General features: G+C 75.5%; 15 protein-coding genes. 7 read left to right on the top strand and 8 right to left on the bottom strand.

What is annotated here, in order from left to right; all coding sequences use genetic code 11:
- Nucleotides 1-45 precede the first annotated feature (45 nt).
- Entirely contained in the window at nt 46-294 is a 249-nt protein-coding gene (locus tag HOP40_RS33645; protein WP_172167214.1) for a hypothetical protein, read from the top strand.
- A 78-nt stretch (nt 295-372) separates the two neighbouring features.
- On the opposite strand, the gene HOP40_RS33640 is transcribed toward HOP40_RS33645, so the two are convergent.
- The 4 genes from HOP40_RS33640 to HOP40_RS33625 form a co-directional block, all read right to left on the bottom strand.
- A complete protein-coding gene (locus HOP40_RS33640) occupies nt 373-714 on the bottom strand; it encodes a UBP-type zinc finger domain-containing protein (RefSeq protein WP_172167212.1) in 342 nt (113 codons plus the stop codon).
- 305 nt (nt 715-1,019) lie between these two features.
- The gene (locus HOP40_RS33635; RefSeq protein WP_172167210.1) at nt 1,020-1,466 is read right to left on the bottom strand and encodes a group II truncated hemoglobin; all 447 of its coding nucleotides are present in this window, start codon (nt 1,464-1,466) and stop codon (nt 1,020-1,022) included.
- Between the two features lie 273 nt (nt 1,467-1,739).
- Nucleotides 1,740-2,801, bottom strand: coding sequence for a LacI family DNA-binding transcriptional regulator (locus HOP40_RS33630; RefSeq protein ID WP_172167208.1), 1,062 nt, complete (start codon nt 2,799-2,801; stop codon nt 1,740-1,742).
- Complete coding sequence (locus tag HOP40_RS33625; RefSeq protein WP_172167206.1) at nt 2,798-3,214, bottom strand: DUF1772 domain-containing protein; 417 nt, start codon at nt 3,212-3,214, stop codon at nt 2,798-2,800. The genes HOP40_RS33630 and HOP40_RS33625 overlap by 4 nt, the downstream gene beginning before the upstream one ends.
- A gap of 92 nt (nt 3,215-3,306) precedes the next feature.
- On the opposite strand from HOP40_RS33625, the gene HOP40_RS33620 reads away from it, so the two are divergent.
- Complete coding sequence (locus HOP40_RS33620; RefSeq protein WP_240157415.1) at nt 3,307-4,521, top strand: MFS transporter; 1,215 nt, start codon at nt 3,307-3,309, stop codon at nt 4,519-4,521.
- Here the strand turns inward: HOP40_RS33620 and HOP40_RS33615 are convergent.
- Nucleotides 4,460-5,860, bottom strand: coding sequence for a hypothetical protein (locus HOP40_RS33615; protein WP_205347023.1), 1,401 nt, complete (start codon nt 5,858-5,860; stop codon nt 4,460-4,462). The genes HOP40_RS33620 and HOP40_RS33615 overlap by 62 nt on opposite strands.
- Nucleotides 5,861-5,966: 106 nt before the next feature.
- Here HOP40_RS33615 and HOP40_RS33610 point away from each other — a divergent pair, with 106 nt between their 5' ends.
- On the top strand, nt 5,967-6,659 hold the full coding sequence (locus HOP40_RS33610) for a GOLPH3/VPS74 family protein (RefSeq protein ID WP_172167200.1): 693 nt from the start codon (nt 5,967-5,969) through the stop codon (nt 6,657-6,659).
- A gap of 7 nt (nt 6,660-6,666) precedes the next feature.
- Here HOP40_RS33610 and HOP40_RS33605 read toward each other — a convergent pair whose 3' ends face one another.
- Entirely contained in the window at nt 6,667-7,266 is a 600-nt protein-coding gene (locus HOP40_RS33605; RefSeq protein WP_172167197.1) for a trimeric intracellular cation channel family protein, read from the bottom strand.
- A 20-nt stretch (nt 7,267-7,286) separates the two neighbouring features.
- Nucleotides 7,287-8,036, bottom strand: a complete 750-nt coding sequence (locus HOP40_RS33600; RefSeq protein ID WP_172167195.1) for a helical backbone metal receptor — start codon at nt 8,034-8,036, stop codon at nt 7,287-7,289.
- Between the two features lie 133 nt (nt 8,037-8,169).
- Here HOP40_RS33600 and HOP40_RS33595 point away from each other — a divergent pair, with 133 nt between their 5' ends.
- The 4 genes from HOP40_RS33595 to HOP40_RS33580 are packed head-to-tail and all read left to right on the top strand — an operon-like array spanning nt 8,170 to nt 13,107.
- Nucleotides 8,170-8,499 (top strand): bifunctional 3-phenylpropionate/cinnamic acid dioxygenase ferredoxin subunit, encoded by a 330-nt coding sequence (locus HOP40_RS33595; RefSeq protein ID WP_172167193.1) that lies wholly within the window; start codon nt 8,170-8,172, stop codon nt 8,497-8,499.
- Nucleotides 8,496-10,868, top strand: coding sequence for a GcvT family protein (locus HOP40_RS33590; protein ID WP_172167191.1), 2,373 nt, complete (start codon nt 8,496-8,498; stop codon nt 10,866-10,868). Before HOP40_RS33595 ends, HOP40_RS33590 begins: the two co-directional genes overlap by 4 nt.
- Nucleotides 10,865-11,989 carry an N-methyl-L-tryptophan oxidase gene (gene solA / locus HOP40_RS33585; protein ID WP_172167189.1) on the top strand — a complete coding sequence of 375 codons (1,125 nt, stop codon included), beginning with the start codon at nt 10,865-10,867 and terminating at the stop codon, nt 11,987-11,989. The genes HOP40_RS33590 and solA overlap by 4 nt, the downstream gene beginning before the upstream one ends.
- A complete protein-coding gene (locus HOP40_RS33580; protein WP_172167187.1) occupies nt 11,986-13,107 on the top strand; it encodes an aromatic ring-hydroxylating oxygenase subunit alpha in 1,122 nt (373 codons plus the stop codon). The genes solA and HOP40_RS33580 overlap by 4 nt, the downstream gene beginning before the upstream one ends.
- A gap of 1,036 nt (nt 13,108-14,143) precedes the next feature.
- Here HOP40_RS33580 and HOP40_RS33575 read toward each other — a convergent pair.
- Nucleotides 14,144-14,893 carry an IclR family transcriptional regulator gene (locus tag HOP40_RS33575; protein WP_172167185.1) on the bottom strand — a complete coding sequence of 250 codons (750 nt, stop codon included), beginning with the start codon at nt 14,891-14,893 and terminating at the stop codon, nt 14,144-14,146.
- Nucleotides 14,894-14,918 lie beyond the last annotated feature (25 nt).

Here is a 14,918-nt window from a genome sequence, read left to right as displayed (position 1 = left end):
GCCGGGTTCACGAACCTGTCACGATCCGTAGGCAGAATGCCCGTCATGGCGACGGTGGGTGACGAGCACGGCGGGTACGTCGCCGGCCGCTACCGCGACGGCTCGCTCAGCGACGGCTGGACCGACGTCGAGCGCTGCGCGGGCGGCACCTTCGTCCGCTACGTGGCCCGGTGCGCCTGCGGCTGGACCGGGCGCAGCCACCCCGCGAGCCCGGCGGGGGTGCGGGCGGCGAAGCAGGAGTGGTTCCTGGGGCACGTGGTGGCGCTGCCGCTCTCGGAGGTGGCAGCCCGCTGACCCTCCCGCATTTCGGAGCCAGGACGGGGTGCGGTGGGGGCGTGGACGGCGTTCCGGCTCCGAAGTGCGGTGGTTCCGTCAGTGGATGTGCTGGCGCCAGTCGGTCGGCACGCGGCCGGCCGGGCCGGGGGCGGGCTGGTCCTCGGGGTGGTGCGTGGGGGGTGCGAGCTGGGGGCCGTCTGCGGCCGAGCTCGTCGCGTAGTCCCAGAACCAGTCCTCGCCGGGCTCGAAGCTCTGGACGACGGGGTGGCCGCTCGACCTCCAGTGCGCGGTGGCGTGCTGGGCGGGGGAGGAGTCGCAGCACCCCACGTGCCCGCACTGCGCGCAGCGGCGCAGGTGGACCCACCAGCCGCCGGCGGCGTCGCAGTCGAGGCAGCCGGGGCCGCTGGGTGGGACGGTGGGGTCGACGGAGTCGCTCATGCGACCACTATGGCGCGCCCCCACCCCGCCCCCACGTCCACCCGCGAGTCGGGGTCTGAGTGCGAGCGAGTCGGGGTCTCGTTGCGAGCGAGTCGGGGTCTGACGGTGCGCGAGTCGGGCTCTCGTTGCGACCGAGTCGGGCTCTGACGGCGAGCGAGTGTGCCGCGAACTTCCGGCGAGTTTGCCGCCTCCGCCCCGGCGAGTTCGCCGCCTGTGCCCGGCGAGTTCGCCGCCCGCCCCGGCGAGTTCGCCGCTGACGCCCGCCGAGTCGGTCATTCCTGCTCAGCCCGTTTGCGCCTCCGACGTCACTGCAATCCGTTCCAGCCCCACCGCGGCATCGGCAGCCCGGCCGGTACGGCTGCGGGTTCCTCGTGCGCCAGCACGTCCGCGACGGCCCATTCCATGTACGCGCGCACGGCGGTCCGGAACTCGGGGTCGGCGGGCAGCCCCGCATCGTCGAGCGCCGCCACGAAGCAGCGGACGAACCGTCGGCCGAGGTCGCTGATGTCGCCGTTGCCGCCGTGCAGCACGAGGACGTCGGTGTGGCCCCCGCACGCGCGCGAGAAGTGGGGCGGCCCGCCGAGCACCTCCGCCCAGTAGTCGGCGAGCCGCTCGGTGTGCTGCGGGTGCTGGTCGGGGCGGGAGAACGGGTGGTTGAGTTCGGGATCGGCGAGGCAGCGCAGGTGGTGGGCACGCGCGAGTGCGCGGAACGCGGGACGACCGCCGGCGAACTCGTAGAGCGTGGGGCGCACGTGGGCAGGGTGGCAGGTCGGGCGAGGGCTCGACAGCCCCGAACCGCGGGAAGCCGTGATACCGGCCACTCGGCGAGCACGAGCGGCGAACTCGCCGGGCAGGACGGCAAACTCGCCGGGCAGGGCGGCGAACTCGCGCAACGAGAGCCCGACTCGCGCGCAACGAGAGCCCGACTCGCGCGCAGACAGACCCCGACTCGTGAGCAGCTACAGCCCGGCTCGCGCGCAACCACAGCCCGACTCGCTCGCAACCAGAGCGCGACTCGCGGGGTTCTAGGTGCCGGTTCTCGGCGGCCCCGTCGTCGTCCCGATCCTCAGCGCCACCGGGAGGACCGTGTCCGGGGGGCGGGTCCCGTCCACCAGGTCCATCGCCGCCTGCGCCGCCCGCCTGCCCTTCTCGTCGGTCGGCTGGACCACCGTCGTCAGGCGGGTGGCGCCGAGCCAGGGGAGCTCGGCACCGTCGAACCCGGCCACGCTGACGTCGCCCGGCACGTCCAGCCCCAGCTCCGCGGCCGCCTGCAGCACCCCGGCGGCGAGGACGTCGCTCTGGGCGAGCACGGCGGTCGGACGGCGGGCGGCGGGCACGTCGAGCAGCACCCGCCCCGCGTGCGCGCCCTCGTCGACGGCGTTGCTGGCCGTCTCGAACGCCGGCACCGCCCCGAACACGTCCTCGACGCCCTCCAGCCGGTGCCGCACGTCGCGGTAGTGCACGCGGGCGCGACGGGCCCCGTCGATCGGCCCGCGCCGCCCATCGAGGCGCAGCGGCATCGCCACCACCTCGACGCGGCGGTGCCCGAGCCCGTGCAGGTGGCGGGCGAGGTCGGCGGTGCCGGAGCGGTCGTCGATGTCGACGAGCACCACCCCGTCGACGTCCGGCCCCTCGACGGCCACGATCGGGACTCCGCGGGCGCGCAGGAGGTCGAGCGCGGGGTCGTCCTCGAGGCCGCAGGTCGCGAAGATCGCGGCGTCGAGCGGCATGCGCGCGATCTGGGTGACCGACGGGCGCCCGGTGTCGCCCGCGAGCAGCAGCAGCCCGACGTCGTGCGCGCCGAGCACCTCGGTGATGCCGTCGAGGAGCTGCACGGCGACCGGGTCGCGGAACGCGTACAGCAGCCGCTCCCCGATGAACGCCCCGACGACGCCGCTGCGGCCGCGGCGCAGGGACGCCGCGAGGGGGTCGGGGCCGGCGTAGCCCAGCGCGGCCGCGGCCGCGAGCACCCGCTCCCGCGTCGGCGGCGAGACGCGCGTGCTGCCGGAGAACGCGAGGGAGGCCGTGGACGGGGACACGCCGGCGCGCGCGGCCACCGTGGCCAGGGTCGGACGGGCGCCGCTCACGGGGAGAACGGTAGCGCCGACGCCAGCTGCACGGCCGACACCACGGTCGCCGCACTCCACACGAGACTGCGCAGGAGGTTGGCGCGGAGCAGGATCCGCAGGTCGCGGTCGCCGTCGAGCCCCTCGTGCGCGGGCACGGCGGCCAGCACCGTGAGCGCGACGCCCGCCGCGGCGAGCACACCGAGCAGCGCGTACTCCCACGGCGAGGCCAGCAGCAGCATCCCGACCGACACGCCCTGCACCAGCCACGGCGGCCCGACGACCCAGCCGATCCGCGCCACGTGCCGCCGGTGGTAGTCCGGCCACTCCGCCGGGCCGACCAGCGCGAACGCCGGGTAGACGACGACCTGCACCACCCAGCCGACGCCGGCCAGCACCGCGGTCGTGACGAGGTGCACGAGCAACCAGAGCACGCCGGACCGTACCCGTGGCGTACTCTCGCCACCGGCATCGAATCGATTCGATGCCGGAACTCGTCAGAAGATCGTCGGAAGGGAGCCGAGGGGTGTCGACGGAACTGCGCCGGGCGCGCAACGCGGTGGTGGTGGCGTTCGCCGTCAACGGGCTGGCGTTCGCGTCGTTCATCAGCCGCACGCCGGCCATCGCCGACGGCCTGGGTCTCTCGACCTCGCAGCTCGCGCTGATGCTGCTCTGCCTCTCCGCGGGGTCGGTCGCCGGGCTGCCGCTCGCCGGGCCGCTCGTGGCGCGGCTGGGTCCGGCCCGGTCGGTGCTGGTCGCGGCGCTCACCGAGACCGTCGGCCTCGCGAGCCTCGCCACCGGCCTGCTCACCGGCACCGTGTGGCCCGCCGCGCTCGGCCTGGTCGTCACCGGTCTGGGCACGGGCGTGTGGGACGTCGCGATGAACGTCGCGGGGGCCGAGGTCGAGCAGCGCCGCGGCCGCACCCTGATGCCGCGCCTGCACGCCGCCTTCAGCATCGGCACCGTCACGGGCGCCGGCCTGGGTGCGCTCACCGCCGCCACCGGCGTGCCGCTGGCCGCGCAGATCCTCGGCGTCGTCGTGCTCATCCCGGTCGTCATGACGGTCACCGTCCGCGGCTTCCTCCCCTCGACGCCCGTCCCCACGCGCGCCGAGGGCGGCCCGGGCGTGCTGGCCGCCTGGCGCGAGCCGCGCACGCTGCTGATCGGCGTGCTGGTGCTCGGGTTCGCGTTCACCGAGGGCTCGGCCAACGACTGGATCGCCTACGCGCTCGTCGAGGGCTACGGGTCGAGCGAGACCGTCGGCGCCGTCGCGTTCGGCGTGTTCGTCACCGCGATGACGGTCGGGCGCACGTTCGGCGGCTCGCTGCTGGAGCGCTTCGGTCGGGTCGTCGTGCTGCGCGCCGCGGCCGGGCTCGCGCTGGTCGGGCTGCTGCTGGTGCTCGTCGGCGGGTCGGTGCCGGTGGCGCTGGCCGGCGCGCTGCTGTGGGGTCTGGGCGCGTCGCTGGGCTTCCCGGTCGGCATGAGCGCCGCCGCCGACGACCCCGCGCACGCCGCGGCGCGCGTGTCGGTCGTCAGCTCGGTCGGCTACACCGCGTTCCTGGCGGGCCCGCCGCTGATCGGCCTGCTGGCCGAGGGGTCGGGCATCCTGCGCGCGCTGTTCGTCGTGCTCGGCGCCCTGCTGGTCGGGCTGCTCGCCACCGGCGCCGCCCGCCCGGTCGCTACTGGAACGACACGAACACCGGCGGAACCGGCCCGACGCGGAGGGTCTCCGCAGGCGTGAACATCGGCGTGTCCTCGTCGTAGAAGTTCTTCCAGCCCCACGTGACGCCCGCGGGCTCGCCCTGGTGCAGGGCGGTCCAGGTCTCGAGCTTCTCCCCGGGGACGCCGAACCCGTCGGCGTGCAGGACGACGGCGAGCTCGTCGCGCGAGGTGTCCAGGCGCTCGCGCTCGCGGATCATCGTGAGCCGGAACTGGTGCACCATCAGCAGCTTCTGCGGCAGCGCGTTGTCGCGGGTGAGGTCGGCCAGCCAGGTCGCCACGGCGTTGACCTCGTCCACGCTCACCGTCCCGATCTGCTGCGACGGCCGCTGGCCGGGCTCGAGGCGCCACTCCGGGTCGAGCGCGAGCCCGACGTGCGGCTGCGCGAGGAGCTCGGCGTAGCGCTGGGCCTGGGTGAGGAAGTCCGTGCGCCCGGGCTGCAGGTCGAGGACGACGTAGACGCCCGCCTCGCGCGCCGCGTCGACCCAGGGCCGCAGGAACTCGACGGTCGCCTCGGAGCTGAAGTCGCCGTCGGGGCCCGGCCCGGCGTCGGCGACGGTGCTGATCACCTCGAACGCAGGCACGACGGGCACGTCGGACACCGGCTGGTACTCCGCGGCCAGCGCCTGCGCCCGCGCCACCGACTCCGCGACGCCCTGCTCGCCGAGCACGCCGAGCGCGGGCGCACCGGGGTGGCCGTACAGCGCGACCATCCGCCGCCCGGGGAACAGCACCTGCCCGCCCCCCGGGAGCGCCGTCCCGGTCGCCGCCACGTCCAGGCGCGCGGAGAGGCGCTCCGCCGGGCCGAACGCCCCGCCCAGGGCGACGACGTGCGCCGGACGCGGCTCCAGACCGCCCGGCGGCGTGACCCGCGGGTCGGGATCGGCGACGGCCTCGACGCGCGCCCCCGACGCCCGCGCGGTGGCCGCGGCGGGTGAGGCGGCGTCGACCGCCAGGGCCAGGACGTCCCGCGCCGGCGGCGCGACGAGCTGCGGGTCCTCCACGACGTCGCGCCCGGCGTCGTCCGCCCACTGCTGCGCACCCGTCCCGACGGGCAGCACGCCGGTGGCGCCGAGGCGGTCGAGCTCGGCGGACGGGTCGGGCGTGAGCAGCAGCGGCACGCCGAGCGCCGCCGCCCGCTCGCCCGCCTCCGCCTGCGCGGCGGGATCGTCGGCGGCGGCCAGCACGGCCAGCGGTGCGGAGGCGAACAGCGCGGCGCTGGTGGCGGTGGCGAGCGCGGCCGGGTCGGCGCCGTCGAGCACCGTCACGGCGTCGGCGGGCGTCGCGACCTGCGGCGCCGGCAGCGGCGGGGGAGGGGCGGCGGCGCACGCCGCCAGCAGCAGCAGAGCGAGTGCCGTCACCGCTCCGTGTCGTACCCGTTCACCCGTGCGCCCGCGCAGTCCCCCCACCCGACGTGACCCTAGGTGACGACCGGTGCACGCGCCGGACGGCGGCTACCGTGAGGGTGTGGCGGAGCTGACGCTGGACGAGGAGCTGTTCCTGATCTCGCGCGACCCGGTGTCGGGACGCGACCGCAGCTCGGTCGGCATCGACGCGCCGCTGGCCGGGGCCGTGCTGATCTCGCTGGCGGTCGCCGCCGCGATCACGATCGAGGACGGCCGGGTGGTGGCGCACAAGTACGCGACGCTGCCGCGCCCGCACCTGCAGGCCGCGCTCGACGCGATGGCCGCCGACGCCCGCCCGCGCAAGCCCTCCCACTGGCTGACCAGGCTGCCGCGCACGCTGAAGCTGCAGGAGACCCTCGGCGTCGCGCTGGCCGGGCGGGGGATCGTGCGCGACGAGCGCGGCTCCTTCCTGGGGATCACCGTCAAGCGCTTCCCGGACGCCGGGCCCGAGCCGCGGGCGTTGCTGGAGGCCCGCCTCGCCGCCGCCCTGACCGGCGCGGACCCCGACCCCGAGCCGCGCACCCGCCTGCTCGCGGGCCTGCTCGGCCCCGCCGACCTGGTGAAGAAGCTGGTCGCGCGCCCGGACCGGCGGGCCGCGGGCAAGCGCGCCAAGGCGTTCACCGAGGAGGCCCCGCTGGGCGACGACGTCGCCGACGTCGTGGCCGCCGCGCAGCAGGCCGTGATGGTGGCGGTGATGGCCTCGGTCGTGGTGTCCGGGGCGGACGGCGGCGGGGGCGGGGGCGGCGGGTCCTAGGAGCGCCCTAGGCCTGCGGCAGCGGCGCGTTCCACCGCCGCCACAGCGCCAGCACCCGCAGCCCGGCCACGAGCACGGCGGCCACCAGCGCCACCGGCACCTGGGGCAGCGCCAGCGCGTCCCCGGCCACGACGACGGCCGCCCCCGCGGCGGCGGCGAGCGCGTAGATCTCGCGGCGCAGGACCGTCGGGATCTCGTTGAGCAGCATGTCCCGCAGCACGCCGCCGCCGACGCCGGTGATCACCCCGACCAGCGCCGCCGTGATCGCCGGCGCCCCCGTCTCCAGCGCCACCGCGGTGCCGGTCGTGACGAACAGCGCGAGCCCGAACGCGTCGGCGAGCTGCACCCCGCGCCGCAGCCGCGCGACCGCCGGGTGCCAGCGGAACACCAGCAGCGCCACGACCGCCGGCACCACCAGGTAGGGCCACTGCCGCAGCGTCGACGGCGGGGTGACGCCGACCAGCACGTCGCGCACCACGCCCCCGCCGAGCGCCGTCACCGCGGCCAGCACGACCACCCCGAACACGTCCAGCCGCGCGTGCACCGCGGCCAGCGCCCCGGAGGCGGCGAACACGGCGACGCCGAGCAGGTCGAGGACGAGGAGCACGCGGGAAGCGTAGAGCGCGCTCAGCTCTCCAGGGCTCCCGGCAGGACTCGGGCGGCCTCGGTGAGGCTCGGGCCGTACCAGGTCAGCAACCGCCCGCTGACCAGCGCGGACGGGACGTCCGGGAACGCCTCCGGCCCGTCGTCGGCGGTGAAGAGGTAGGGCTCGTCGGGCAGCACGGCGAGGTCGTGCGGGGGCAGCGCCGCCGGGTCGAAGCGCGGGTAGCGCTCCGGGTCCTCGCCCAGGACGTTGTCGACGCCGAGCCGGGCCAGCAGCGCCCCGGTGAACGTGTCCGACCCCACCGCCATCCACGGCTTGCGCCAGATCGGCACGACCGCGCGCCGGCGCCGCGCGGGTTCCGGGACCGCCGCCCACGCGGCCTCGGCCTCGGCGAGCCACGCCGGTCGGTGGAGGCGGCAGGCGGCGAGCATGCGGGCGAGCGAGCCGAAGGCGTCGTCGAGGGTGCGGATGTCGGTGACGTACACGGGCACGCCGGCGGCGCGCAGCGCGTCGAGGTCGGGGACGCGGTTCTCCTCCTGGTTGGCCACGACGAGGTCCGGGCGCAGCGCCACGATCGCCTCGACGTCGGGGTTCTTGGTGCCGCGGATGCGCGGGACGTCCAGGTCGGCGGGGTGCGTGCACCAGTCCGTCGCGCCCACGAGGAGCCCTGGAGCGGAGGCGGCGACGGCCTCCGTGAGCGACGGCACGATCGACACCACCCGCCCCACGGTGTCCGGTACGTCCACGTCTGTCCCGAGATCGTCCAGAGCCACGCCCCGACCCTAGGCGGCCACTCGTGACGAGCGCGTTTCCGGTGCCACGAGCCCCTTGACAGCGCCCGGGGCAGAAGTCACCGTCTGTTGCGTCAGGTGCTCGCCGTTCCGTCCTGCGCTTCCGGAGCCCCCCATGATTCACGTCTGCGCCCTCAGCGACCTCCCTCGAGGCGGGGCCCGCCGCCTGCCGCTCAGCCCGCCGATCTCGGTCTTCCACACCACCGACGGCGAGTTCTACGCGATCGACGACACCTGCACCCACCAGGACGCCTCGCTCGCCGACGGATGGCTGGAGGGCTGTGAGGTCGAGTGCCCGCTGCACGCGGCGATCTTCGACCTGCGCACCGGGGAGCCCGACGGCCTCGTCGCGCGGCGCCCCGTCCGCACGCACCAGGTCGTCGTCGACGCCGACGACGTCTACGTCCTCGTGGCCTCCGACACCGCGTTCGAAGCCGCGTCGTGAGTCCCCGCGTCGTCGTCATCGGGGCCGGCGTCGTGGGTGCCGCGGTGGCCGACGAGCTCACCGCCCGCGGCTGGACCGACGTCACCGTGCTCGACCGCGGCGAGCTCCCGCTGCCGGGCGGCTCGTCGTCGCACGCGCCGGGCCTGGTGTTCCAGACCAACCCGTCGAGGACGATGGCCGGGTTCGCCCGCTACACGGTCGAGAAGATGACCGAGCTCGGCGCATTCACCGCCGTCGGCGGCCTGGAGGTCGCGACCACCCCGGAGCGGCTGCTCGACCTGCGCCGCCGCCACGGCCTCGCGCAGAGCTGGGGCATCGACTCCCGCCTGGTCGACGCCGACGAGTGCGCCGCGCTGCACCCGCTGCTGCCCGCGGGGAACGTCCTCGGCGGCTTCCACACCCCCACCGACGGCCTGGCGAACGCGCCCGCCGCCGTCGCCGCGCAGCTGGCCCGGGCCGCCGACCGCGGCGCCCGCGTGCTCGGCGGGCACCGCGTGCTGGAGATCCTCACCGAGCGCGGCCGCGTCACGGGCGTCCGCACCGACCACGGTGACGTCCCCGCCGACCGCGTCGTCTCGTGCACCGGGTTCTGGGGCCCGCAGACCGGCGCGCTGGTCGACCTGGCGATCCCGCTGCTGCCCATGGCGCACCAGTACGTCACGACCACGCCGCTGCCCGAGCTCGCCGGCGCCACCCGCGAGGCGAGCGCGGTGATCCTGCGCCACCAGGACCGCGACCTCTACTTCCGCGAGCACACCGAGCGCATCGGCATCGGCTCCTACGCCCACCGCCCGATGCCCGTCGACCTCGACGACCTGCCCACGGTGACGTCCCCCGCCGACCCGATGCCGTCCAAGCTCGCGTTCACCGAGGAGGACTTCGCCGCCTCCTGGGACGACGCCCGTGGCCTGCTGCCCGCGCTCACCGGCATCGAGACCGGCTTCAACGGCATCTTCTCCTTCACCGCCGACGGGGCGCCGCTGATCGGCGAGCACCCGTCCGTCGCCGGGTTCTGGGTGGCGGAGGCCGTGTGGGTCACGCACTCGTGCGGCGTCGCGCAGGCCGTGGCGCGCTGGCTCGTCGAGGGCGAGCCGGGCGTCGACCTGCACGAGGCCGACCTCGCCCGCTTCGAGGAGCCGCAGCTCGCGCCGGACTACGTGCGCACGCGCAGCACGCAGGCCTTCGTCGAGGTCTACGACATCCTGCACCCGCTCGAGCCGCCGGTGCAGCCGCGCCCGCTGCGCGTCAGCCCGTTCCACGCCCGCCAGGTCGAGCTCGGCGCGGTGTTCACCGAGGGCGCCGGGTGGGAGCGCCCGCTGTGGTTCGAGGCCAACGCCGGGCTCCCCGAGGTCGGTCGCATCCCGCGCCGCGGGGAGTGGGCGTCGCGGTTCTGGTCGCCGATCGCCGGGGCGGAGGCCCTGGTCACGCGCGACCGCGTCGCGATGTACGACATGACGCCGCTCAAGCGCCTCGAGGTCAGCGGCCCCGGCGCGCTCGATCTGCTCGACGGCCTCACCACCAACGACCTGCACAAGAAGCCCGGGGCGGTCACCTACACGCTCCTGCTCGACGGCGACGGCGGCGTCCGCAGCGACCTCACGGTGGCGCGGCTGGGCGAGCAGCGGTTCCAGGTCGGCGCCAACTCGAACATCGACCTCGACGTGCTCCAGCGCGCCGCGGGCGACGACGTCCACATCCGCGACATCACCGGCGGCACCTGCTGCATCGGGCTGTGGGGCCCGCGGGCGCGCGACGTGCTGTCCTCGCTCACCCGCGACGACGTCTCGCACACCGGCTTCGGCTACTTCCGCGCGCGCAGGATCCACGTCGGCGAGGTGCCGGTGACGGCGCTGCGCCTGTCCTACGTCGGCGAGCTGGGCTGGGAGCTGTACTGCAGCGCCGAGCTGGGGCTGCGGCTGTGGGACCTGCTGTGGGAGGCCGGCGAGCGCCACGGCGTCATCGCGGCCGGGCGCAGCGCGTTCAACTCGCTGCGGCTGGAGAAGGGCTACCGCTCGGCGGGCACCGACATGACCACCGAGCACGACCCGTACGAGGCCGGCGTCGGGTTCGCCGTCAAGCCCGCCGCGGACGTCACGCCGGCGCGCCGGCTCGTCCCGCTGCTGCTCGACGACCCCGCGCACGTCGTGATGGGCAAGGAGCCGGTGTTCCACGCGGGCACCTGCGCCGGGTACGTCACGAGCGCGGCGTACGGCTACACGATCGACGCCTCCATCGCCTACGCCTGGCTGCCCGCCGCGGCCGCCGTCGCGGGCACGCCGGTGCAGGTCGAGTACTTCGGCGAGCGCCTCCCGGCGGTGGTCGCCGCCGAGCCCCTGTTCGACCCCGAGATGAAGCGGATCCGCGCGTGAGCACTCCCTACGACGTCATCGTGGTCGGCCTGGGCGGCATGGGCTCGGCCACGGCCCGCCACCTCGCCGCCCGCGGCGTGCGGGTGCTCGGGCTGGAGCGGTTCACCCCGGCGCACGACCGCGGCTCCAGCCACGGCGGCTCGCGCGTGATCCGCCAGTCCTACTTCGAGGACCCGGCCTACGTGCCGCTGCTGCTGCGCGCCTACGAGCTGTGGACCGACGCGGAGAAGGAGGCCGACACCGACCTCCTCACGCTCACCGGCGGCCTCTACCTCGGCCCCGAGCAGAGCACGACGTTCGCGGGCAGCCTGCGCGCGGCGCAGGAGTGGGGGCTGCCCCACGAGGTGCTCGACGGCGACGCCGTCCGCGCCCGCTTCCCGACGATCACCCCGGCCGAGGGCGAGGTCGCCGTCTACGAGGAGCGCGCCGGGTTCGTCCGCCCCGAGGCGACGGTCCGCGCGCACCTCGACCTCGCCGCCCGCGACGGCGCCGACCTGCGCTTCGGGCAGCAGGTCCTGGACGTCACCGAGACCGCCGACGGCGTGGTCGTCCGCACCGCCGACGGCACCTTCACGGCCGGGCACGTCGTCGTCAGCCCGGGCGCGTGGGCGCCGTCGCTGCTGGCCGACCTCGGGCTGCCGCTGCGCGTCGAGCGCCAGGTGCAGTACTGGTTCGCGCCCCCGGGCGGCGTCGAGCCGTTCGTCGGGCACCCGGTGTACGTGGCCGAGCAGGCCGGGGGAGCGCAGATCTACGGCTTCCCGTCGATGGACGGCCCCGACGGCGGCGTGAAGGTCGCGTTCTTCCGCCGCGGGAAGGACACCGACCCGGACGCGCTCGACCGCGTCGTCACCGAGGCCGAGGTCGAGGAGATGCGCACGCGCGTCGCCGACACCCTGCCGGGGCTGGCGGGACCGCTGGTCAGGGCCGTGCCGTGCATGTACACGACCACGCCCGACGAGCACTTCGTCCTCCGCCGCCGCGAGCACGTGACCATCGCCTGCGGGTTCTCCGGGCACGGCTTCAAGTTCGTGCCGGTGATCGGGGAGATCTGCGCCGACCTCGCGACGACCGGCACCACCGCCCACCCGATCGGCCTGTTCGACCCGGAGCGCTTCGGATGACCGCCGTGCAGCCCACCCCCGTGGTGTCCAGCCTCGTCCCGACCCTGTCCGGCTCGGCCTACACCGACGCGTCGGTGTTCGCCGCCGAGCAGGAGCGGATCTTCGAGCGCTCCTGGACCTGCGTCGCGCTCGCCGCCGACCTCACCGGCCCCGGCGCGTTCCGGACCGTCACCGTCGGGCGCGAGTCCGTCGTGCTCGTGCGCGGCCGCGACGGTGTCGTCCGCGGCTTCCTCAACGTCTGCCGCCACCGCGGCGCTGCCCTGTGCACCGAGGAGGCCGGGCAGCTGCGGCGCAACCTGCAGTGCAGCTACCACGCGTGGACGTACTCGCTGTCCGGTGAGCTGGTCGCCGCCCCGAACCTCACCACGATGCCCGACGTCGACCGCGCCGCCTACGGCCTGCACGCCGTGCACCTGCGCGAGTGGCTCGGGTACGTGTGGATCTGCCTGTCGGAGGGGGAGGAGCCCCCGTCCTTCGACGACGAGGTGGTCGGCGCGGTCGTCGAGCGGCTCGGCGACCGCGACTCCATCGAGCGCTACGACGTCGGCTCCCTGTCCCTCGCCCGCCGCGTGCGCTACGACGTGGCCGCGAACTGGAAGCTCATCGTCGAGAACTTCATGGAGTGCTACCACTGCGCGACGATCCACCCGGAGCTCACCGAGGTGCTCCCGGAGTTCGCCGACGGCTTCGCCGCGCAGTACTACGTGGGCCACGGCGCCGAGTTCGGGCCGGACGCGGCGGGCTTCACCGTCGACGGCCGCGCCGGCTTCGACCGCCTCCCGGGGCTCGCCGACGACCAGGACCGCCGCTACTACGCCATCACCATCCGGCCCCAGGTCTTCGTCAACCTCGTGCCCGACCACGTGATCGTCCACCGGATGACCCCGCTCGCCCCCGACCGCACCGTCGTCGAGTGCGACTGGCTCTTCGCGCCCGGCGTGAGCGACGTCGACGCGAGCGTGGAGCTGTTCCACCGGGTCAACCTGCAGGACTTCGACGCCTGCGAGCGCACCCAGCCCGGCATGCGCAGCCGGGCCTACCGCGGCGGTGGGGTGCTGGTGCCGAGCGAGCACCACATCGCCGAGTTCCACGCGTGGGTGGCGGAGCGGCTCGCGTGAGATGACGCCCAGCGCTGTCGGGGCCCGACCCCACAGCGCCGGCGGCGATCTCACGGGGGATGGCGCGAAACGCCACGGGCGGACCGGGCGCTCGGCGATGCTCCCGGCGTGTCGATCGTGCCCGTACCCGGCTGGCCCACCGTCTTCCGCGGGTCCACCGCGGTGGCGGCGGGCCTCGTCACCCCGGGCCGGTTGCGCGGGCCGGCGTTCGTGCGCCTGTTCCCGGACATCTACGCGCGGGCCGGCGCCGCGCCGCCCGACCTCCGGCTGCGGTCGGCCGGGGCGTACCTGTTCGCCCGGGGCCGCGGCGTGCTGTCCGGGTACTCGGCGGCGGAGCTGCACCGGGCGTCCTGCGGTCCGCCGGACGCCCCGGCCGAGATCGTCGTGCCGGGCGGCGGGGTGCACCCCTGTCCGGGCCTGGTCCTCCGCCGCGACCGGCTGGGCCCCGGTGAGGTGGAGCAGGTGGCGGGCCTGGCCGTCACCTCGCGCCGGCGCGCCGCCTACGACCTGGCGCGCACCTGCCCGGACCTGGGCGACGCCGTCGCCGCGGTGGACGCGCTCAGCAGGGTCGGGCGGTTCGCGCCCGAGGAGGTGCTGGCGCTGGCGGCGCGGTACCCGCGGGCGCGGGGTCGGCGCCGGCTGCCCCGGGTGGTGGGGCTCGCCGACCGGCGGGCCGGGTCTCCGATGGAGACGCGCCTGCGGCTGCTGCTGGTGCTGGGCGGGCTGCCGGCGCCGGAGGTGCAGTGGGTGGTGCAGGACGTGCGGCGTCGCCGGGCGGTGTGGCTCGACCTGGCGTACCCGGAGCACCGGGTCGGCATCGAGTACGAGGGGGAGGTGCACACCGAGCCGGAGCGCGTGCTGCGCGACATCGGCCGCGGCACCGACCTCGTCGACCAGGGTGGCGGTTGTACCGCTTCACGAAGTACGAGGTGTTCGGCGAGCCGACCGAGATCGTGGCGAAGATCGGGCGCGCGCTCGGCGCGTGAGAGCACACCCAGCGCTCCGCGGGCGGCCCCGCACAGCGCTCGGCGTCATCTCACCCGCCGAACCATCCCATCCGCCGGGAGATCTCCGCCGCCCCCGCCCGCACCGGCTCCACGAGCTCGGCGAGCCGGGCCTCGTCGAGGCGGTAGGCCGGGCCGCTGGCGGAGAGGGCGGCGATCACCTCGCCGCTGCGGTCCACCACCGGCGCGGCGACGGCGTTGAGGCCCACCTCGTACTCCTCCACCGCGATGGCGTACCCCTGCGACGCGACGGCCGCGAGCTCGGCGTCGAGGTCGCGGGCCAGGGTGACGGTGCTGCCGGTGAGGCGCTCCATGCCCGACGCGGCGAGCAGGGCGGCGCGGCGGGGGGCGGGCAGGTGGGCGAGCAGGATCTTGCCGCTCGAGGTGCAGTGCAGGGGGGTCAGGCGGCCGATCCAGTTGTGCGTCGAGACGGTCGAGGGCCCCCGCGCCTGGTCGACGTTGACGGCCCAGTGCTCCTGCAGCACCGCCAGGTTGACGGTCTCGCCCAGCTCCTCGGCGAGGCGCACCAGCACCTCACGGCCCTGCCGGGTGACGTCGAGCCGGTCGGACACCGCGCCGGCCAGGGGGATCAGCCCGAAGCCGAGCCGGTACTTCCCGCGGTCCTCGGCCTGCTCGACGAGGCCGCGCCCCTCCAGCGCCCCGAGCAGGCGGAACGCGGTGGACTTGTGGACGTCGATCTCCAGCGCGACCTCGCTGACGCCCGCCTCGCCCCGCCGCGCCAGGATCTCGAGCACCGAGATCGCCCGATCGACGGACTGCACGCCCCCATCCCGACCAGCAGCGTTG

The organism is Pseudonocardia broussonetiae (genome assembly GCF_013155125.1).
Lineage (GTDB): Bacteria > Actinomycetota > Actinomycetes > Mycobacteriales > Pseudonocardiaceae > Pseudonocardia > Pseudonocardia broussonetiae.
Note: the sequence above shows the minus strand (reverse complement) of the source record. Positions and strands in the feature narration are given on the sequence as shown.